Here is an 18,578-nt window from a genome sequence, read left to right on the forward strand (position 1 = left end):
ACCCGTCCGGGCATGGCGTTTCAAGAAACGCCACCATTCGCCACCCCTTCGAATGAACTCGCCGCGCACGGAACGCGATTCACTTGACATGCGACGGACCAGGGTCGGCGAACCGGAGCGCGAAGAGGCGCGCGCGGCGGTCCGCACCACCCGCCACACCACCGTGCGCCCCACGACGAAAGCTGCAACGCGCCGGGGCGTCGCGGATCGTGACGGTGGACCTGCGGTCCGTAACCACCGGCGCGCTCGACCCGTTGGAGGGGGCATGGGCTTCACGATCGGCGGCATTCGTGAGATGCGGTCCGGCTCACGCCGCCGCGTACGCACCACGGAGTGCACAGCGGTGGCCGAGTACACAGGACTGTGGGGCTGGGACGTGGTCCCGGGGGCGCGAGCGGTCGCCGGCCGGTGCTCCTGCGGCGATCTCGGCTGCACGGCTCCGGGGGCGCATCCGCTGGCCTTCGCCGAGCCGGTCCCGGCGGGCGCGGGCCTCGACGACGCGACCAAGGCGTGGGCGCGGTATCCGGGGGCGGCGCTGCTGCTGCCGGTCGGCCGGTCCTTCGACGTGATCGAGGTCGCCGCGGCGGCGGGCCGCCGGGCGCTGGTCCGGCTGGAGCGGATGGGCCTGCCCCTGGGTCCGGTGTGCGCGACGCCGACGGGCCGGGCGCAGTTCTTCGTGGCGCCGGGCGCGGCGGCGGAGCTGCCGCAGCTGCTCTACCGGATGGGCTGGGACGACGCCGATCTGGACCTGCACTGTCTGGGCGCCGGCACGCACATCACCGCCCCGCCCTCGGACCTGGGGGGTCTCGGCCCGGTGAGCTGGCTGCGGCCGCCGACGCTGGACACGGCGGGCTCGCCGCCGCAGGCCCGGCTGCTGCTCGGGACGCTCGCGTACATCTGCCACCGCACGCACTACTGACCGGTCCCCGGGACGGAGCAGGGCCCCTGCCGTTGAGCTGCGGCAGGGGCCCTGCTCGTACGCGCCGGGCGTGGGATCGGTCGGCGGGTCAGTCGCCGATCAGGGCGTCGACGAAGGCGCCCGGCTCGAACGGGGCCAGGTCGTCCGGGCCCTCGCCCAGGCCGACCAGCTTGACCGGGACGCCCAGCTCACGCTGGACGGCGACGACGATGCCGCCCTTGGCGGTGCCGTCGAGCTTGGTCAGGACGATGCCGGTGATGTCGACGACCTCGGCGAAGACGCGGGCCTGGATGAGGCCGTTCTGACCGGTGGTGGCGTCGAGGACGAGGAGGACCTCGTCGAGCGGGCCGTGCTTCTCGACGACGCGCTTCACCTTGCCGAGCTCGTCCATGAGGCCGGTCTTGGTGTGCAGCCGGCCGGCGGTGTCGATGAGGACGACATCAGCCTTCTCGGCGATGCCCTCCTTGACCGCGTCGAAGGCGATCGACGCCGGGTCGCCGCCCTCGGGGCCGCGCACGGTCCGGGCGCCGACGCGCTCGCCCCAGGTCTGGAGCTGGTCGGCGGCGGCGGCACGGAACGTGTCGGCGGCACCGAGGACGACGGACTTGCCGTCGGCGACGAGCACGCGGGCGAGCTTGCCGGTGGTGGTGGTCTTGCCGGTGCCGTTGACGCCGACGACCATGACGACGCCCGGGGTGTCCTCGGGGCTCTCGGTCTTCACCGAGCGGTCGAAGTCGGGGCCGAGGAGGGCGACGAGCTCCTCGCGGAGCAGACCGCGCAGCTCGTCGGGGGTGCGGGTGCCGAGTACCTTGACGCGCTCGCGCAGGCGCTCGACCAGCTCCTGGGTGGGGGCGACGCCGACGTCGGCGGTGAGGAGGGTCTCCTCGATCTCCTCCCAGGTGTCCTCGTCGAGGTGCTCGCGGGACAGGAGCGTGAGCAGCCCCTTTCCGAGCGAGTTCTGGGAGCGGGCGAGCCGGGCGCGGAGCCGCACGAGACGGCCGGCGGTCGGTTCGGGCACCTCGATCGCGGGGGCCTCCGGGACCTCCCCGACGAGCGGCTCCTCGACCACGACCGGCGCCTCGGGGGCCTCCGCGGCGGGGAGCTCGACCTCCTCGACGGTCCGGCGTGGTTCTTCCCGCGGTGTCTCCGCCTCGTCGCCGACGTGCGGTTCGGCGGGCGGAGCGGTGATGGTCGGCGTGGTGGACGGCGGCTCGGCCGGCGGCAGCTGCTTCTTCTTGCGACCGCTGATCACGAGCCCGCTGGTCACGGCGACCGCGACGACCAGAGCGATGACTACAGCAAGGATGAGTTCCATAACGTCACCCAGTATCGGCCACGAAGGCGCCGGGGGCGGAGCACGTCGCGAAGGGGTCGGGGGCGTTGCGCGTAAAGTGGTGGGCTTCCCCCCATCTGTACGACGGAGTACCCCTATGTCCCACGCGTCCGAGACCGAAGGCGCGCCGAGCGGTGGCACGCTGGAGAGCCGCGGCCTCGAACCCGTTCCCGACGTCGAGCGGACCGGCCGGGTCCGGGAGCTGTTCCCGACCTGGGTCGCGGCCAACATCAGTGTGCTGCTGCTCACGATGGGTGCCGGCCTGATCGTCTTCAACGGCCTGAACTTCTGGCAGGTCCTGCTGGTGGCGGTGGCCGCTCCGGTCCTGTCGTACGGGATCGTCGGCCTGATCTCGATCGCGGGGAAGCGGGGCGGCGCGCCGGGCATGGCCCTGTCGCGTGCGGTGTTCGGGCAGCGCGGAAACCTTTTTCCGGGGGCTCTGATCTGGGTGGCGCGCTGGGGCTGGGAGACGATCAACGCGGTCACCGGTGCCTACGCGGTGCTGACGGTCCTCGACCTGCTCTTCGGCGTGAGGTCCCACACGTTCCTGATCGTGGTGACCCTGCTGGTCTTCGTGTCGTGCACGTTCCTGGTGTCCGGGCTCGGGATCACCGCGCTGCGGGTGTGCAGCACCTGGTCGACGTACCTCTTCGGCGCCTTCTCCGTCCTGGTCCTGGGCTATCTGGTGGCGAACACCGACTGGTCGGCGGTCTTCGCCGAGCCGGCCGGTTCGACGGCGATGCTGGTGGCCGGCATCGGCACGATCGCTGCGGGCGGCATCAGCTGGGTGCCCTCCGGTCCGGACTTCACGCGCTACCTGCCGCGTACCGCCTCCTCGAAGGCCGTGGTCGGCTCGACGGTCGGCGGCGCGGGGATCGTCGTGCTGCCGATGGTGCTGATGGGCGCGGTGATGGCGGTGTCGACGCCGGACCTGGCCTCGGCCCAGGACCCGGTCTCCTTCATCGGCGAGCTGCTGCCGATGTGGATCTCGGTCCCCTACCTGGTGATCGCGCTGATCGGGATGCTGCTGATCAACTCGATGTCCATGTACTCGGCCGGCTTCACGGCGCAGACCCTGGGCATCAAGGTGCCGCGGGCGGCGGCGGTCAGCGTGAACGCCGTGATCAGCCTGGTCCTCGGCTTCCTGCTGATGGTGGTGGCGACCAGCTTCATCGGCTCGTTCATCTCCTTCCTGACGCTGCTCGCGGTGGCGTTCTCGGCGTGGATCGGCGTCTTCGGCGTGGACATGCTGCGCAGGAGGTCGTACGACGCGGAGGCGCTGATGGACACCAGTCGCTCCAGCGCGTACTGGTACCGCGGCGGTTTCGCCTGGCGGGCGATGACCGCCTGGGGCGTGGCCCTGGCGACGGGCCTGCTGTTCACCAGGGTCGACTGGTTCGCCGGCCCCCTGGCCTCGTCCTGGATCGGGCGGAACGGGCTCGGCTGGGCGGCGACGACCGTGGTGGCGGGCGTGCTCTACGCGGTGCTGCCGCGGGAGCGCGCGGCGGAGACGGCCGAGCCGGGGGCCGTGGCCGCCGAGCCCACCGGGAAGCCCACCGGGACCCGCGAGACCGTTTCCATCTGACGCCGCGTCAGCTAACGTCCCCCTCCACGACGCACCCGTGGAGGGGGACTTCCCATGCCGTTCACCGTCGTCCGGTTCAACCTCGTCGATCCGCACGCGGACCCCGTCTCCCTCTCGGCGCGCTACCGCGCCGCCGTCGAGATGGCCGTGCACGCCGACGCGCACGGGGTGGACACCGTGCAGACCGAGGAGCACCACGGGGCCGCCAACAACTGGCTCCCCTCCCCCTTCGCCTTCGCGGGCGCGGTGTTCGGGGCGACCCGGAGGATCGCGGTGACCGTCTCGGCGATCATCGGGCCGCTGCACGACCCGCTGCGGCTCGCGGAGGAGATCGCGGTCCTGGACCTGCTGAGCGGCGGGCGGCTCGTGACGGTGGCGGGGATCGGCTACCGGCCGGAGGAGTACGAGGAGCGCGGGGTCGACTGGGGGCGCCGCGGCAAGCTCCAGGACCTGCTCCTGGAGACCCTGCTCGCGGCCTGGTCCGGCGAGCCCTTCACGTACCAGGGCCGTACGGTGCGGATCACCCCGCGGCCACTCACCCAGCCGCACCCGCTGCTGCTGGTCGGCGGCTCGTCGAAGGCGGCGGCCCGGCGGGCGGCCCGGCTCGGGCTGCCGCTCTTCCCGAGCGCCCACCTGCCGGAGCTGGAGACGTACTACCAGGAGCAGTGCGCCGCGTACGGCACCGAGGGCTGGACCATGATGCCGGCGCGCGAGACCCCGCTGCTGCACGTGTCGGAGGACCCGGACCGGACCTGGGCGGAGTACGGCGGACATTTCCTGCACGAGGCGCGGACCTACGCGTCCTGGCAGTCGAAGGACATCCGCTCGGCGGTCCGCTCGACCGCGACGACGGTGCCGGAGCTGCGCGCGGAGGGGGTGTACCGGGTGGTGACGCCGGAGGAGTGCGTGGCGCTCGGCGCGGAGCTCGACAGCCTGGTGCTGCACCCGCTGTGCGGCGGGATGCCGGTCGAGGAGGGCTGGCGGAGCGTGCGCCTGTTCTGCGACGCGGTACTGCCCCGCCTCACGGCGTAGGGCGCGACACCGGACCGCCCCGGTCCGGAGGCGAGGGGCCTCGGACCGGGGCGGCGTGGTGCGTGAGGAGAGGGGCAGCGGGGATTAGCCCATCTCCTCCAACGCCTTGCCCTTCGTCTCCTTGACGTACCGCAGTACGAAGGGGATCGAGAGCACGGCGAAGACCGTGTAGATCACGTAGGTGCCGGAGAGGTTCCAGTCCGCGAGGGACGGGAAGCTGGCGGTGATGGCCCAGTTCGCGATCCACTGGGCGGACGCGGCGACGCCCAGGGCCGCGGCGCGGATGCGGTTGGGGAACATCTCGCCGAGGAAGACCCAGACGACCACGCCCCACGAGAGGGCGAAGAAGAGCACGAAGACGTGGGCGGCGACGAGCGCCACGACGCCCTGGGTGTTGGGCAGCTTGCCGTCGACGAGGTCGGCGGAGAAGGCCCAGGCCTCGAAGGCGAGGGCGATCGCCATGCCGACGGAGCCGACGAGGGCGAGCGGCTTGCGGCCGACCCGGTCGACCAGCACCATCGCGATCACGGTGCCGATGATGTTGATGATCGACGTGGTGAAGGAGTAGAAGAACGAGCTCGACGGGTCGATGCCGACGGACTGCCACAGCGTCGCGGAGTAGTAGAAGGCGACGTTGATGCCGACGAGCTGCTGGAAGACGGAGAGGCCGATGCCGACCCAGACGATGGGCAGCAGCGTGAACCTGCGGCCGACGACCAGCAGGTCCTTGAAGGTGGACTTGTGCTCGCTGCGCATGGCCTGGTCGATCTCGGTGACCCGGCGGTCCAGGTCGACGCCGTGGCCCTCGACCTCGGCGAGCACCTCCTTGGCCTTGTCGGTACGGCCGACGGAGATGAGGAAGCGCGGGGACTCGGGGATCGCGAAGGAGAGCAGACCGTAGAGGAGCGCCGGGACGACCATCACGCCGAGCATCCACTGCCAGGCCTCCAGGCCGCCGATCTCGCCGCGCTGGTCGCCGTCGGCGAGCTGCAGGATGCCGTAGTTGACCAGCTGGGAGATGGCGATGCCGATGACGATGGCGGCCTGCTGGAAGGAGCCGAGCCGGCCGCGGTACGCGGCGGGGGCGACCTCGGCGATGTAGGCGGGGCCGATCACCGACGCCATGCCGATGGCGAAGCCGCCGACGATCCGCCAGAAGGCCAGGTCCCAGAGGGCGAAGGGCAGCGCGGAGCCGACGGCGCTGACGGCGAAGAGGACGGCGGAGATCTGCATGCAGCGGATGCGGCCGATGCGGTCGGCGATCCGGCCGGCGGTGGCGGCGCCGATGGCGCAGCCGATCAGGGCGATGGCGATGACCTGGGCGAGGGCCGCGGAACCGATGTCGTAGCGGTCGCGGATGGCCTCGACGGCACCGTTGATGACCGAGCTGTCGTAGCCGAAGAGGAAGCCGCCCATCGCGGCCGAGGCCGTGATGAAGATGACGTGTCCGATGTGGTCCGGATGGGCCGAACGGCCTTCGGACGACGGCGGAGGGGGCGCCTGTGCGGTGCTGGTCACGGGGACTCCTCGGGGCTCCGGCAGCGTCGCCGGTGCGGTGGGGGGCGAGCCCTTCAAGTGGCGCACAACTTCACGCCGCCCACCACGTGAAGGTAAAAGCAACGTTGCAGAGACTATGCCTTCAGGTTTCGAAGTCAATAGTTGATGTCGTATGACTTGAAACGCAAGAGAGGCCATCTTGTCTTCAAAAGTTGAAGCAAGTGTGAAAGGGATCTTGGGAACGGCCGGTCAGCGCAGCCGCTGGCTGATGACCTTCGAGACGCCGTCGCCCTGCATCGACACCCCGTAGAGCGCGTCGGCGACCTCCATCGTGCGCTTCTGGTGCGTGATCACGATCAGCTGCGAGGACTCCTGGAGCTCCTGCATGATCCGGATCAGCCGCTGCAGGTTGGTGTCGTCGAGCGCCGCCTCGACCTCGTCCATCACGTAGAACGGACTGGGCCGCGCCTTGAAGATGGAGACCAGCAGCGCCACGGCCGTCAGCGAGCGCTCGCCGCCGGAGAGCAGCGAGAGCCGCTTCACCTTCTTGCCCGGCGGGCGGGCCTCGACGTCGACGCCGGTGGTGAGCATGTTCTCCGGGTCGGTGAGCACGAGCCGCCCCTCGCCGCCCGGGAAGAGCCGCGAGAACACCCCCTCGAACTCGCGCGCCGTGTCCCGGTACGCCTCCGTGAAGACCTGCTCGACCCGCAGGTCCACCTCCTTCACGACCTGAAGGAGGTCGGCCCGGGTCTTCTTCAGGTCCTCCAGCTGCTCGGAGAGGAACTGGTGGCGTTCCTCCAGGGCGGCGAACTCCTCCAGGGCGAGCGGATTGACCTTGCCGAGCTGCTGGTACGCCCGTTCGGCGGCCTTGAGCCGCTTCTCCTGCTCCGAACGGACGAACGGGCGCGGCTGGTTGCGGGGGTCCTCGGGGCCCTCCGCGGAGCCACCGGCGTCCGGGGACCCGCCCTCGGCGGGCGGCGACGGCGGTACGAGCTGGTGCGGGCCGTACTCGTCGATCAGCACGGCCGGCTCCACACCCAGCTCCTCCAGGGAGCGGGACTCCAGCTGCTCGATCCGCAGCCGCTTCTCGGCGCCCAGGACCTCGCCGCGGTGTACCGAGTCGGTCAGCTTGTCCAGATCCGCCTTGAGGTCGCGGCCCTCGGTGCGGGCGGCGTTCAGGCCCTGCTCGCGGGCGCTCCTGGCCGCCTCCGCGAGGGCGCGCTCCTGCTCGGCGCGGACCAGGGACACCTCGGCGTGGGCGAGCAGCTGGCGGGCGCCCGACGCGACGGCGGCGGCGACCTCCGCCTCGTGGCGCAGGCGTGCCCGGCGCTGCTCGGCCCGGGCCCGGGCCTCGCGTTCGGCGCGGGCGGCCCGGTCGAGGGAGTCCGCCCGGCCGGCCAGGCCCTTGACCCGCTCCTCGTGGGTGCGGACCTGGAGGCGGGCCTCCATCTCGGTCTGGCGCGCGTTCGAGCCGTCGATCGCGAGGCGGTCGCGGGTCGAGGTGTCGGGCTCCTCGTCCCCGCCCTCCCCGAGGGCGGTCTCCTCGACGACGAGCAGCCGCTCGGTCAGCTCCTCCGCCTCCGCGAGCGCCTTCTCCAGGGCCTCCTCGGCGCGGGCGGCCGCGGCGGCGGTGCGCTCGGCCTCCCCCGCCGCGCCCCTGGCCTGTCCGGCGAGCCGGCCGAGCTGCTGGGCGACGGCCGACTTCTCGCGGTCCGCCGTGCGCCGTCGCTCGGTCAGCTCGTCGACGAGCCGCGCCGCCTCCCGGCGGCGCTCGGCCGACGCCTCCTTGGCGGACTCCAGCGCCGCGCAGCGCACGTCGAGCTCGGCCAGCTCGGCCGCCGCCTCGTCCACCGAGGCCTGCACCTCGAGGAGGCTCGGCGCGCCGGCCGAACCGCCCTGCGCGAAGTGCGCGCCGAGCAGGTCGCCTTCGGCGGTGACGGCGGTCAGTCCGGGCCGGGCCCGTACCACCTCGACGGCCTCGTCGAGCCCGCCGACGACCACCACGTCCTTGAGCAACCTGCGTACGGCGCCCATGAGTTCGCCCGGTCCGGTGACGAGGGAGGCGGCGGGCAGGGTCCCCGCCGCGGCGGGCGGCCCGGCGTCCTGCTCCGCCGCGCCCGCGAGCAGCAGCGAGGCCCGCCCGGCGTCCTGCTTGCGCAGCAGGCGGAGGGCCTCGGCGGCGGCGGACGGGTCCGTCACGGCCAGGGCGTCGGCGGCGGCGCCCAGGGCGGCGGCCACGGGGATCTCGTGGCCCGGGCTGACCGTCAGGAGCTCGGCCGCGGGGCCGAGGAGGCCGGTGAGGCCGGCGGACAACAGGGCCCCCGTGCCGTCCTTGCGGCGCAGGCCGAGGGCGAGGGCGTCGTGCCGGGCGCGCGTCGCGGCGCGGGCGCGGTCCGCGTCAGCGGCGGCCTCGCGGGCGGCGGCGAGGGCGGTCTCCGCGTCGGCGAGGGAGCCGCGCGCGGCCTCGTGGCGCTCCGCCAGCTCCGTGTCGCCGGCGTCCAGCCCGTCGACCTCGGCCTTCAGCTGCTCGTACTCCTCCTGCGCGGCGACCGCCCGCTCCTGTGCCTCATCGCGCGCGGCGGCCAGCCGGTCGATCTCGGCCTGGGCGGACGCGGCGCGCGAGCGGGCCGCGTTGACCTGGCCGTGCAGCCGGGCCAGGCCCTCGCGGCGGTCGGCGATGGCCCGGGCGAGGTCCTTCAGCCGCCGCTCCTCGACGGCGAGGGCGCGCTCCAGTTCGGCGCGGTGGGCGACCGTGTCCTCCAGGGCGCGTTCGGCGGCCTCCAGGGCGGCCTCCAGTTCGGCCTCCTGCTCGCGGATGCGGGCGGCCTCGCGCTCCATGTCCTCCGGGTCGCGGCCCCGCCGTTCCTCGGCGGGCCGGTCGGTGGCGCTCTTGACGCGCGCGTCGGCGAGCGAGACGGTGCCGCGCACCCGCTCGGCGAGCTGCGACAGCTCGTACCAGGTCTGCTGGGCGCGCTGGAGCCGCGGTGCGAGGCGGCGCACCTCGTCCTCCAGGTCGGCCTCCTTCGCGAGGGCGGCCTTCAGCTCGGCCTCGGTCGCCTGTTTCCGGGCGAGGAGCGCTGCCTCGTCGGCGACTTCGGCGCTGAGCGCCTCCTTGAGGCGTACGAGGTCGTCGGCGAGCAGCCTCAGGCGGACGTCGCGCAGGTCGGCCTGGATGACGGCGGCGCGGCGGGCGACCGCGGCCTGCCGGCCGAGCGGCTTGAGCTGGCGGCGCAGTTCGTCGGTGAGGTCCTGGACGCGCGCGAGGTTGGCCTGCATCGCGTCGAGCTTCCGCAGCGCCTTCTCCTTGCGCTTGCGGTGCTTGAGGACGCCCGCGGCCTCCTCGATGAAGGCGCGCCGGCCCATCGGGTCGGCGTGCAGGACGGAGTCGAGCTGGCCCTGCCCGACGATGACGTGCATCTCACGGCCGATGCCGGAGTCGGACAGGAGGTCCTGGATGTCGAGCAGCCGGCAGGTGTCGCCGTTGATCTGGTACTCGCTGCTGCCGCCGCGGAACATGATCCGGGTGATGGTGACTTCGGCGTAGTCGATGGGCAGCGCGCCGTCGGCGTTGTCGATGGTGAGCGACACCTCGGCACGGCCGAGCGGGGGCCGCCCGGTCGTGCCGGCGAAGATGACGTCCTCCATCTTGCCGCCGCGCAGCGACTTGGCGCCCTGCTCTCCCATGACCCAGGACAGTGCGTCCACGACATTGGACTTGCCCGAGCCGTTGGGCCCGACGACGCAGGTGATTCCCGGTTCGAACCGCAGCGTGGTGGCGGAGGCGAACGACTTGAAACCGCGGAGCGTCAGGGCCTTGAGATGCACGCCTGCGGACTCTACCCGGGGTCCCGGGTTTCACCCATGAAGGTGCAGGGCACACCCTCCCCCAAGAAGTGGGACACGGGGGCAGGGGGGTGTGCGCGAGCAGCGAGCACGGGGCGCGGCGCGAGATGCGCAAGAAAGAAGGGACGCCGGAGCGCCCCTTGCATGTCCAGCAGTGCTGGCGAGAGTGTTTCTCACCTGGCCCCTCGGGGCTGGGACCTCAGGTGAGCGCAGGCTCCGCCTTGGTGACGTCGAGATCGATGCTGTCCAGCAGCGACTCTCCCGTGTGCTGAGCGGCGGCAGCGGTGAGCGCGTCGTTCTCGGACTGGATCCGTACCAGCTCGGACTCCAGGTCCTGGACGCGCTGCTGAAGCCGTCGCATCTCGGCGAGGAGTCGCGGGTCGGAGCCGCCGACGTAACCGAGAAGCGCCTTTGCCATGATGGATGGTCCTCCACACTGAGTGACCGACCGAAGCGGTGTGGGTCGTGAGGGATTCGCACCCGCGGTGCTCGACCGTGTTCTTTGTCGTGCCCGTTCTCACGCTCGAACAGCTAAGGTGCGCGGGGCTTCCAGAGTCTCACCAAAAAGTTTGACGGTCAACACGATCACGCCCTGCATCAAGGGGCCACCGGGGGGTCCACGGCCGCACATCAGGCGGCGGCGCCTCGCAACTCGGTGCCCTGAGGGTGTTTCGATCATCCTGCCTCGCGCAGCCTGGCACGGCAAGTGCTTCTTGGCAACCACCAGGCCGTTTCCGCTTTCCCGCACGTTCCCCGAACACCCGCCCGAGACCCGTTCGGGGGGCTCGGGCGGCGTTGCGGAAGCAAGATCGCGGAGAGGTCTCAGCGGATCGCGAAGGTGTCGTAGATGCCGCGCGGCGTGTCCCAGATCTCAGTGACCCCGTCCACCCGCCCGGGCGTGTCGTCGGACCGGAGCCAGTCGAGCAGACGGTGGCAATTCTCACTCGGCCCCTCGGCCACGACCTGCACCCGGCCGTCGTCGAGGTTCAGGGCGAAGCCCACCAGCCCGCCGATCTCCAGTGCGTTTGCCCTGGTGAACCAGCGGAAGCCCACTCCCTGTACCCGGCCGCGCACCCAGGCGGTCATCCGTACGTCGTCATTCATGGCTGCACGCTAACGGGCGAATTACGGAAGGAGCACGTCAGCCCCGCGCGTCTTGGCGTACAGTCCCGACGGAACGGGGCTCACCCGCATGGGCGCACCCCGTTCGACAATGTCCACGAAAGCAAAGATCAGCAAAGATCGCAGTTCAGAGGTCAGGAGGCGGAGTACATGGGACGCCATCGCGGCGCACGGCGCGGCGCACCCGTACGCACCGGACTGCTCGGTGTCTCCGCGGCGGTCGCGGTGGGCGCGGCAGTCGTGGCCTCGGGTCTGCTGCCCGGCGGTGACACCTTCACCGTCGACAGCGCGAACACGGCCGAGCGGCACGTGGAGGCCCAGCAGGCCCCGAGCCTGACCACCCAGGGCGGCGCCTCGGCGACCCCGGCGGGCCAGGGCTCCGGAAAGCCCGCGGGGAACGGCAGGGCCGTGGCTCCCTCGGCGAAGCCGACCCCGAAGCCCTCCGCCACCAAGCCGACGCCCACCCCCAGCGCCAAGGCCTCGAAGACGCCGGCCCCCGCGCCGACGAAGACGGTCCGCCCGACCGGGGCCCCGGTCACCGAGGCCCCGGCCACCAAGGCCCCCACCACCGCCCCGACCACCGTCGTCCGTTCCCTGGGCGCCCGGGAGTCGGCGGCCGAGGCGGAGGTCGTCCGCCTGGTGAACCTGGAGCGCGCCAAGGTCGGCTGCACCCCGATCCGCAACGACTCCGGGCTCGCCTCCCTGGCCGGCGCCTACAGCGCGGACATGGCGGCCCGCAACTTCTTCGACCACACCGACCCCGACGGCGCCACTCCCTGGGACCGCGCCGCGAAGGTCGGCGTCACCGGCCTCGGCGGCGAGAACATCGCCCGCGGCCAGGTGGACGCGGCCGCGGTGATGAAGTCCTGGATGGCGAGCGACGGACACCGCGCGAACATCCTGAACTGCGACTACAAGGTGCTCGGCGTCGGCGTCCACTTCGGCGACGGCGGACCGTGGTGGACCCAGGACTTCGGCTTCTGACCCCCTGTGCCCCCTGCATGCGGAAGGGCCCCGCCACCGGACGTCGGTGACGGGGCCCTTCCGCGTGCGCCCGGACAGGGACGCGGGCGTCAGGCCGCGGCCTTGCCGAGGGCGAAGGTGCGGGCGGTCGCGGCGACGCGGCGGCCGAGGTGCTCGGCGGTCGCGATGTCGGCCTTGTGGACGGCCTCCGGACCCAGGTCGCTCGGGGTCTGGGCGGCGGCGCCGCTGAAGAAGCCGAGGCGGTTGATGTCGTTCTCGGAGCCGGCGCTGTGGTTCCAGCCGGGCTTCAGACCCAGGTTGACCCAGGTCATGCCGTGCTGGCCGGCCAGGGTCTGGAAGAACTGCAGGGTGTGCAGCTTGTCGCCGCTCTTCGAGCCGGAGTTGGTGAAGCCGGCCGCGAGCTTGTCCAGCCAGGCGTCGGCGAACCAGCGCTTCGAGGTGGCCTCGGCGAACTGGTGGAAGGCACCGGAGGCGGTACCCATGTAGGTCGGCGAGCCGAACACGATCGCGTCGGAGGCGTCGAGGAGCTCCCACTCGGCGTCGGTGATCTCGTCGACCTTGATCAGGTGGACGGTGGCACCGGCGTCGGCGGCGCCGCTCCGGACGGCCTCGGCGATGACGGCGGTGTGGCCGTAGCCGGAGTGGTACGCGATGGAGACGACGGGCGTGGTCATGAAGGGGCTCCTCGGCGGTGCGACGGAACGGCAGGGGCGACGCCAAGAAGTAGAGCACTAACTTTCAGAAAGCGCAAACCTCTACTCAGCGCCACCCACGAGCTAGCGCATGATGAACCGCAGCGCCACCCCATCTACAGCGCTGCGCGCGAGTATGGTAGAGAGCATGACCGACGACCGCCCAGACCTCACCTGCGTCGACGCCTTCGACGTCTTCGCCAAGTCCTGCCCCTCCCGCGGCACGCTCGAGCACGTGACCGGCCGCTGGGGCAGCCTGACCCTGGGCGCGCTCCACGAGGGAAGCTTCCGCTTCAACGAACTGCGGCGGCGGGTGGACGGCGTCAGCGAGAAGATGCTGTCCCAGACGCTGCACGCGCTGGAGCGCGACGGCCTCGTGCACCGCGAGGCCCAGCCCACCAACCCACCACGCGTCGACTACCGGCTCACGCCGCTGGGCTCCGAGGTCGCCGAGCAGCTGCTCACGCTGATCCGCCTGGTCGAAAGCCGGATGTCGCAGGTGCTCGCCGCCCGCGAGGGCTACGACGCCGAGCGGGCCGAAGCGGTCACACCGTGACGCGCGGCGGGCGCTGGCAGCGCGGGCAGAAGTAGCTGGAGCGGTTCATCCACGGGCGCCGGCGCATCGGCGTACCGCAGCGGTGGCACGGCTCGCCCTCCCGCCCGTACGCGTCGAGCGAGCGGTCGAAATAGCCCGACTCGCCGTTCACGTTGACGTACAACGAGTCGAAACTGGTGCCGCCGACCGCGAGCGCCGCGTTCATCACGTCCCGTACGTGTCCGAGCAGCTCGGCCGAGCGGGGCCGGGTGAGGGTGGCGGTGGGCCGCTCGTAGTGCAGCTTCGCCCGCCACAGCGCCTCGTCGGCGTAGATGTTGCCGACGCCGCTGATCAGCGACTGGTCGAGCAGTGCCCGCTTGATCGTCGTACGGCGAAGGCGCAGCGCCGCCTGGAAGACCGCGTCGTCGAAGACCGGGTCCAGGGGGTCGCGGGCGATGTGCGCGATGACGTCCGGGAGTCCGTCGGTGCTGTCGGGGGCGGTGTCGTGCAGCGACAGCCCTCCGAAGGTCCGCTGGTCGACGAAGCGCAGCTCGGTACCCTCGGAGTCGTCGAAGCGGATCCGGATCCGCAGGTGCTTCTCGTCCGGTGCGTCCTCGGGCTGCACGAGGAGCTGGCCGCTCATGCCCAGGTGCCCCAGCACGGAGGCGCCGCCGTCGGCGAGCGGCACCCACAGGTACTTGCCGCGGCGCCGGGCCGTCCCGAACCGCTGCCCCTTCAGCCGGGCGGCGAAGTCCGCCCCGCCCTCGAGGTGGCGGCGCACCGCCCGGGGGTGCAGGACGTCCACCTCGGCGACGGTCCGCCCCGCGACCCACCGCTCAAGACCGCGTCGGACGACCTCGACCTCGGGCAGCTCGGGCACGGGACTCCTCCGGACGGATGGTTGCGGCGGCTTCTGCTCGCAGCCTACCGCCGCCCCGGACACGCCGATGCCCCCGTCCCGGGCGGGACGGGGGCATCGGACGAAGAAGGACCGCGAAGGATCGCGGAGGGGTCAGACCGAAGCCTGGTCCCCGGTGGAATCGCCGGGAGAGGGGTCGGCGACCTCTCCCTCGGCCGCGGCCTTCGCCGCCGCCGCGCGTTCGTCCGCGGCCGCGCGAATCGCGCGCCACGCGGACTCCGCCGCCTGCTGCTCCGCCTCCTTCTTGCTGCGGCCGGTGCCGGTGCCGTACGAGACACCACCGACGCGGGCAGCAGCAGTGAAGGTCTTCTCGTGGTCCGGACCCTCCTCGCTGACGAGGTACTCCGGAACGCCCAGGCCCTCGGCCGCGGTCAGCTCCTGGAGACTGGTCTTCCAGTCCAGGCCGGCGCCGAGGTTCGAGGACTTCTCGATCAGCGGGTCGAAGAGCCGGTGCACCAGCTCGGACGCCGCGTCGAGACCCCTGTCGAGATAGACCGCACCGATCACCGCTTCAAGGGTGTCGGCGAGGATGGACGCCTTGTCCCGGCCGCCCGTGCCTTCCTCGCCCCGGCCGAGCCGGATGAAGGAACCCAGGTCGAGGCCGCGGCCCACCTCCGCCAGCGCACGCGAGTTGACCACCGCGGCCCGCAGCTTGGCCAGCTGGCCCTCGGGCAGGTCGGGGTGGGTGCGGTAGAGCGTGTCCGTGACCACCAGGCCGAGCACGGAGTCCCCGAGGAACTCCAGACGCTCGTTGGTGGGCAGACCGCCGTTCTCGTACGCGTAGGAACGGTGGGTCAGCGCACGCACCAGAAGGGCGGACTCGAGCTGATACCCGAGCCGCCCTTCCAGAAGCGTGTGGGACGAGGCCGAATTGACGTGGTCAGACATCGTGCCTCTCACCGGCCCCTCAGACGGAGAGGACCTGGCGCTTGTTGTAGGTGCCGCAGCTCGGGCACGCGATGTGCTGCTGCTTCGGCTCCTGGCAACGCTCACACGAAACCAGGGTGGGGACCGCAGCCTTCCACTGCGACCGGCGGTGGCGCGTGTTGCTGCGCGACATCTTCCGCTTCGGAACAGCCACGGCTACTTCTCCTGCTTCTCGTCGACACCGGATGCGGCGTCGCTCATGTTGTCCTTCTCGTCGGTTCCCAGCGAACCGGCGAGTCCCTGCAGTGCCGCCCAACGGATGTCGACGGCGTCATGGTGGTGGTCCGGGTGGTCGTTCAGGTTGGTCCCGCACTCGGAACACAGACCTTCACAGTCCTCCCGGCACACCGGCTGCATGGGCAGTGCGAGCACCACCGCATCGCGCAGCACGGGCTCGAGGTCGAACATGCCGTCCTCGAGGGGGATCATGTCCTCGTCGTCCTCGGCTTCGTCGTCCGCGGCCGCCTTCGAGCGGCCCCGGTCGTCGGAGTCGGGGTACGAGAACATCTCCTGGAAGTCCGCGTCGAGCTCCAGCTCGACGGACTCCAGACACCTTACGCACTCCCCCTCGGCCGACGCACGGGCGGTGCCTGTGACAAGCACCCCTTCCATGACCGACTCGAGACGGAGCTCGATCTCCACCGGCTCGCCCTCGGGCACTCCGATGACCCCTGCGATCCCCAGGTCCCTGGGGGCGTCGACCGTGCGGGAGATCCGCTGCATGGCACCAGGACGCCGCCCCAGCTCGTGCGTGTCGAACACGAGGGGGTTGCGATGGTCGAGGCGCGTGCTCAGGGCTCTTCCTGCTTTCAGGTCGTTCACCAGCGTGGGGGGCTGCCACGTCCGCTTCGGAGGACGAAGCAAGGCAGCATGGATCGCGGGCATACGCGCGACCGAACAGCCAGGATACTGGACGCTTCGCTCAGGGCCCAATCAGGGTCATCGGCCCTGCTCGTAGCGACGCAGCTGCTCCAGGTCGATCATGCTCGTGTCGAAGAAGCTGGTCTCGTCGAGGGCGGCGGCCTGCGGCTGCGCCTGGGGCTGCTGCGGGTAACCGTACGGGTCGGCCTGCTGCTGGTAGGCATACGGGTCCTGGACCGGCTGCTGGTACGCGTAGGGGTCCTGGACCGGCTGCTGCTGGTAGCCGTACGGGTCCTGGACCGGCTGCTGGTAGCCGTACGGGGCGGCCGCCGGCTGCTGCGGGACGGCCTGCTGCGCCGGGATCTGCACGGGCTCGGGGTCGGCCAGCTCCGCGAGACCGGCCAGGTAGTCGGCGTCGCTGGTGTGCAGCGGGCTGCCCGCCGCGTCCTGGGCGGCCATGTGCTCGCCGAGGGCGTCACTGGCGATCCGGCCGTGCAGCTTCTGCCGGCCTCGGCCGACCGCCTCCAGGGTCTTGCTCAGGACCGCCTCGAAGGCACCCAGCTTGGTGTCCACGTAGCCGTCCGCCCGCTCGATCAGGGTCTGCGGGTCGGCGCTGTACTCGGGGGCGTCCTCGTCCGCGTACCCCTCGGCGTCCAGGCCCGGGCCGCGGCCGAGCAGCTTCTCGCGGCCACGGTCGACGGAGGCGATGGTCTTGTTGAGCACGACCTCGAAGTTGGCCAGCTTGGAGTCGACGTAGTCGTCGGCCTCGGCGCGGATCTCCTCGGCCTCACGGCGGGCCTCGGCGAGGATGCGCTCGGCCTCGCCCTGGGACTGGCGGGCGACCTGGCTGTCGGAGACGATCGAGCCGCGCTCGGCGTGGGCGGCCTCGATGATCCGCTCGGCCTCCTGGCGGGCCTGCTCGACCATCAGCTCCCGCCCGCCGAGCAGTTCCTGGGCCTGGGCCAGCGAGCCGGGCAGGGCCTCACGGACCTCGTCGAGCAGGGAAAGCAGCTCGGCCCGGTTGACCACACAGGACGCCGACATGGGCATGGAGCGGGCGTTCTGGACCGTCGCGACGATCTCGTCGAGCTTCTTCTGCACGTCCACCGGTGCTCGCCACTCTCTACAGCTGGATGGAGACGGACGGGACGACTGTAAGGCCAGTCGGGCCCTGCCCGGGACCTGGTGACGGAGCGTCAGCGGAGGTGGCCGGGGGTCACCGTTCGCCCAGGCGCTCGGTGAGCCTTTCGAGGACCTGCGGCGGCACCAGGTGGGAGACGTCGCCGCCCCAGGCCGCGACCTCCTTGACCAGGGAGGACGACAGGAAGCTGTAGGTCGGATTGGTCGGCACGAACAGCGTCTCGACGCCCGAGAGCCCGTTGTTCATCTGCGCCATCTGCAGCTCGTAGTCGAAGTCGCTGACGGCCCGCAGTCCCTTGACGATGGCGGGGATGTCGCGCTGCTTGCAGAAGTCGACGAGAAGGCCGTGGAAGGACTCCACCTCGACGTTGCCGAAGTCGGCGGTGACCTCACGGATGAGCTCGATCCGCTCCTCGACCGTGAAGAGGCCCTTCTTCGACTGGTTGATCATCACCGCGACGTGCACCACGTCGTACAGCTTGGAGGCGCGGGCGATGATGTCGAGGTGTCCATTGGTGATGGGGTCGAATGACCCCGGACATACGGCGCGGCGCAACTTGGGTCCCTCGCTCTCCGGTCCGGTCATCGTGCGTCTTCGCACGTAGAGGCGGCGCGACCGTACCAAAACGTTCCCTCGCCGTAGCGACGGGCCCGCAGTGGTGCGAAGCCGTCCGGCCAGCCGAATTCTCCGCCTCGGGTGCTGCGCTCCACGGTGACGAGGGCATCTTCGGCGATCCAGCCCCCTGAGCGCATTGTGAGGAGGATCTCGCGAAGATCGGCGTCCGCGACGGCGTACGGCGGGTCCAGGAAGACCAGGTCGTACGGCTCGGCCGGGGCCGGTCCCGTGACGATCTGCTCGGCTTTGCCGGTGCGCAGTTCGGCGCCGGGCAGACCCAGGGACCGGATGTTCTCGCGCACGGTCCTCGCGGCACGCGGCTCGGCCTCCACCAGGAGGGCGTGGGCCGCGCCCCGGGAGAGCGCCTCCAGGCCGACGGCGCCGGAGCCCGCGTACAGGTCGGCCACGCGCGCCCCCTCCAGGCCGTGGAAGGACTCCCAGGTGGAGAAGAGGCCTTCCCGCGCGCGGTCGGAAGTGGGCCGGGTGCCGTTGCCCGGCGGCACGGCGAGTCGGCGTCCGCCGGCGGTGCCGGCGATCACGCGGGTCATCTGGGGTCCTCGTCATCCATGGGCC

General features: G+C 71.5%; 18 protein-coding genes. 5 read left to right on the forward strand and 13 right to left on the reverse strand.

The features are described 5' to 3' along the window. The first annotated feature begins 265 nt into the window (after window positions 1–265). Entirely contained in the window at window positions 266–919 is a 654-nt protein-coding gene (locus tag AB0M16_RS31280; protein WP_365348942.1) for a bifunctional DNA primase/polymerase, read from the forward strand. A gap of 88 nt (window positions 920–1,007) precedes the next feature. On the opposite strand, the gene ftsY is transcribed toward AB0M16_RS31280, so the two are convergent. After that, a complete protein-coding gene (gene ftsY, locus AB0M16_RS31285; RefSeq protein ID WP_365348944.1) occupies window positions 1,008–2,234 on the reverse strand; it encodes a signal recognition particle-docking protein FtsY in 1,227 nt (408 codons plus the stop codon). A 115-nt stretch (window positions 2,235–2,349) separates the two neighbouring features. Between ftsY and AB0M16_RS31290 the strand changes: the two genes are divergently transcribed. Both AB0M16_RS31290 and AB0M16_RS31295 read left to right on the forward strand, forming a co-directional pair. Then, window positions 2,350–3,837 (forward strand): cytosine permease, encoded by a 1,488-nt coding sequence (locus AB0M16_RS31290; RefSeq protein ID WP_365348946.1) that lies wholly within the window; start codon window positions 2,350–2,352, stop codon window positions 3,835–3,837. Window positions 3,838–3,891: 54 nt separating this feature from the next. Beyond that, on the forward strand, window positions 3,892–4,869 hold the full coding sequence (locus tag AB0M16_RS31295; RefSeq protein WP_365348948.1) for an LLM class flavin-dependent oxidoreductase: 978 nt from the start codon (window positions 3,892–3,894) through the stop codon (window positions 4,867–4,869). Window positions 4,870–4,953: 84 nt separating this feature from the next. On the opposite strand, the gene AB0M16_RS31300 is transcribed toward AB0M16_RS31295, so the two are convergent. The 4 genes from AB0M16_RS31300 to AB0M16_RS31315 form a co-directional block, all read right to left on the reverse strand. Beyond that, a complete protein-coding gene (locus AB0M16_RS31300) occupies window positions 4,954–6,387 on the reverse strand; it encodes a sugar porter family MFS transporter (RefSeq protein WP_365348950.1) in 1,434 nt (477 codons plus the stop codon). 228 nt (window positions 6,388–6,615) lie between these two features. Beyond that, window positions 6,616–10,191, reverse strand: a complete 3,576-nt coding sequence (gene smc / locus AB0M16_RS31305; protein ID WP_365348952.1) for a chromosome segregation protein SMC — start codon at window positions 10,189–10,191, stop codon at window positions 6,616–6,618. 217 nt (window positions 10,192–10,408) lie between these two features. Continuing rightward, entirely contained in the window at window positions 10,409–10,627 is a 219-nt protein-coding gene (locus AB0M16_RS31310; protein WP_365348954.1) for a hypothetical protein, read from the reverse strand. A 404-nt stretch (window positions 10,628–11,031) separates the two neighbouring features. Beyond that, window positions 11,032–11,313, reverse strand: coding sequence for an acylphosphatase (locus AB0M16_RS31315; RefSeq protein WP_365348956.1), 282 nt, complete (start codon window positions 11,311–11,313; stop codon window positions 11,032–11,034). A gap of 168 nt (window positions 11,314–11,481) precedes the next feature. Here AB0M16_RS31315 and AB0M16_RS31320 point away from each other — a divergent pair, with 168 nt between their 5' ends. Further along, a complete protein-coding gene (locus tag AB0M16_RS31320; protein WP_365348958.1) occupies window positions 11,482–12,315 on the forward strand; it encodes a CAP domain-containing protein in 834 nt (277 codons plus the stop codon). A gap of 89 nt (window positions 12,316–12,404) precedes the next feature. Here AB0M16_RS31320 and AB0M16_RS31325 read toward each other — a convergent pair whose 3' ends face one another. Then, the gene (locus tag AB0M16_RS31325) at window positions 12,405–12,989 is read right to left on the reverse strand and encodes a flavodoxin family protein (protein ID WP_365348960.1); all 585 of its coding nucleotides are present in this window, start codon (window positions 12,987–12,989) and stop codon (window positions 12,405–12,407) included. A gap of 166 nt (window positions 12,990–13,155) precedes the next feature. Here AB0M16_RS31325 and AB0M16_RS31330 point away from each other — a divergent pair, with 166 nt between their 5' ends. Further along, complete coding sequence (locus AB0M16_RS31330; RefSeq protein WP_365348962.1) at window positions 13,156–13,563, forward strand: helix-turn-helix domain-containing protein; 408 nt, start codon at window positions 13,156–13,158, stop codon at window positions 13,561–13,563. Here the strand turns inward: AB0M16_RS31330 and mutM are convergent. The 7 genes from mutM to rsmD all read right to left on the reverse strand — a co-directional run bounded on the left by mutM (window position 13,553) and on the right by rsmD (window position 18,553). Next, complete coding sequence (mutM, locus tag AB0M16_RS31335; protein WP_365348964.1) at window positions 13,553–14,422, reverse strand: bifunctional DNA-formamidopyrimidine glycosylase/DNA-(apurinic or apyrimidinic site) lyase; 870 nt, start codon at window positions 14,420–14,422, stop codon at window positions 13,553–13,555. The two genes, AB0M16_RS31330 and mutM, sit on opposite strands and share 11 nt — an antisense overlap. A 132-nt stretch (window positions 14,423–14,554) precedes the next feature. Beyond that, window positions 14,555–15,349, reverse strand: a complete 795-nt coding sequence (rnc, locus tag AB0M16_RS31340; RefSeq protein WP_365348966.1) for a ribonuclease III — start codon at window positions 15,347–15,349, stop codon at window positions 14,555–14,557. Window positions 15,350–15,368: 19 nt separating this feature from the next. Then, window positions 15,369–15,542 carry a 50S ribosomal protein L32 gene (gene rpmF / locus AB0M16_RS31345; protein WP_030496967.1) on the reverse strand — a complete coding sequence of 58 codons (174 nt, stop codon included), beginning with the start codon at window positions 15,540–15,542 and terminating at the stop codon, window positions 15,369–15,371. Window positions 15,543–15,544: 2 nt separating this feature from the next. After that, a complete protein-coding gene (locus AB0M16_RS31350; protein ID WP_365348969.1) occupies window positions 15,545–16,150 on the reverse strand; it encodes a DUF177 domain-containing protein in 606 nt (201 codons plus the stop codon). Between the two features lie 177 nt (window positions 16,151–16,327). Further along, window positions 16,328–17,356, reverse strand: a complete 1,029-nt coding sequence (locus AB0M16_RS31355; RefSeq protein WP_365348971.1) for a cell division initiation protein — start codon at window positions 17,354–17,356, stop codon at window positions 16,328–16,330. A gap of 109 nt (window positions 17,357–17,465) precedes the next feature. Further along, on the reverse strand, window positions 17,466–17,945 hold the full coding sequence (gene coaD, locus AB0M16_RS31360; protein ID WP_365349047.1) for a pantetheine-phosphate adenylyltransferase: 480 nt from the start codon (window positions 17,943–17,945) through the stop codon (window positions 17,466–17,468). Between the two features lie 26 nt (window positions 17,946–17,971). Further along, on the reverse strand, window positions 17,972–18,553 hold the full coding sequence (rsmD, locus tag AB0M16_RS31365; RefSeq protein WP_365348973.1) for a 16S rRNA (guanine(966)-N(2))-methyltransferase RsmD: 582 nt from the start codon (window positions 18,551–18,553) through the stop codon (window positions 17,972–17,974). Between the last annotated feature and the right edge of the window lie 25 nt (window positions 18,554–18,578).

Origin of the sequence: Streptomyces sp. NPDC051921, from assembly GCF_040680975.1 — a bacterium.
Taxonomy (GTDB): Bacteria; Actinomycetota; Actinomycetes; order Streptomycetales; family Streptomycetaceae; genus Streptomyces.

Coding starts and splice junctions, on each gene's coding strand:
- AB0M16_RS31280 (WP_365348942.1), top strand. CDS start 266: ATGGGCTTCACGATCGGCGGCATTCGTGAGATGCGGTCCGGCTCACGC.
- ftsY (WP_365348944.1), bottom strand. CDS start 2,234: ATGGAACTCATCCTTGCTGTAGTCATCGCTCTGGTCGTCGCGGTCGCC.
- AB0M16_RS31290 (WP_365348946.1), top strand. CDS start 2,350: ATGTCCCACGCGTCCGAGACCGAAGGCGCGCCGAGCGGTGGCACGCTG.
- AB0M16_RS31295 (WP_365348948.1), top strand. CDS start 3,892: ATGCCGTTCACCGTCGTCCGGTTCAACCTCGTCGATCCGCACGCGGAC.
- AB0M16_RS31310 (WP_365348954.1), bottom strand. CDS start 10,627: ATGGCAAAGGCGCTTCTCGGTTACGTCGGCGGCTCCGACCCGCGACTC.
- AB0M16_RS31315 (WP_365348956.1), bottom strand. CDS start 11,313: ATGAATGACGACGTACGGATGACCGCCTGGGTGCGCGGCCGGGTACAG.
- AB0M16_RS31320 (WP_365348958.1), top strand. CDS start 11,482: ATGGGACGCCATCGCGGCGCACGGCGCGGCGCACCCGTACGCACCGGA.
- AB0M16_RS31325 (WP_365348960.1), bottom strand. CDS start 12,989: ATGACCACGCCCGTCGTCTCCATCGCGTACCACTCCGGCTACGGCCAC.
- AB0M16_RS31330 (WP_365348962.1), top strand. CDS start 13,156: ATGACCGACGACCGCCCAGACCTCACCTGCGTCGACGCCTTCGACGTC.
- rnc (WP_365348966.1), bottom strand. CDS start 15,349: ATGTCTGACCACGTCAATTCGGCCTCGTCCCACACGCTTCTGGAAGGG.
- rsmD (WP_365348973.1), bottom strand. CDS start 18,553: ATGACCCGCGTGATCGCCGGCACCGCCGGCGGACGCCGACTCGCCGTG.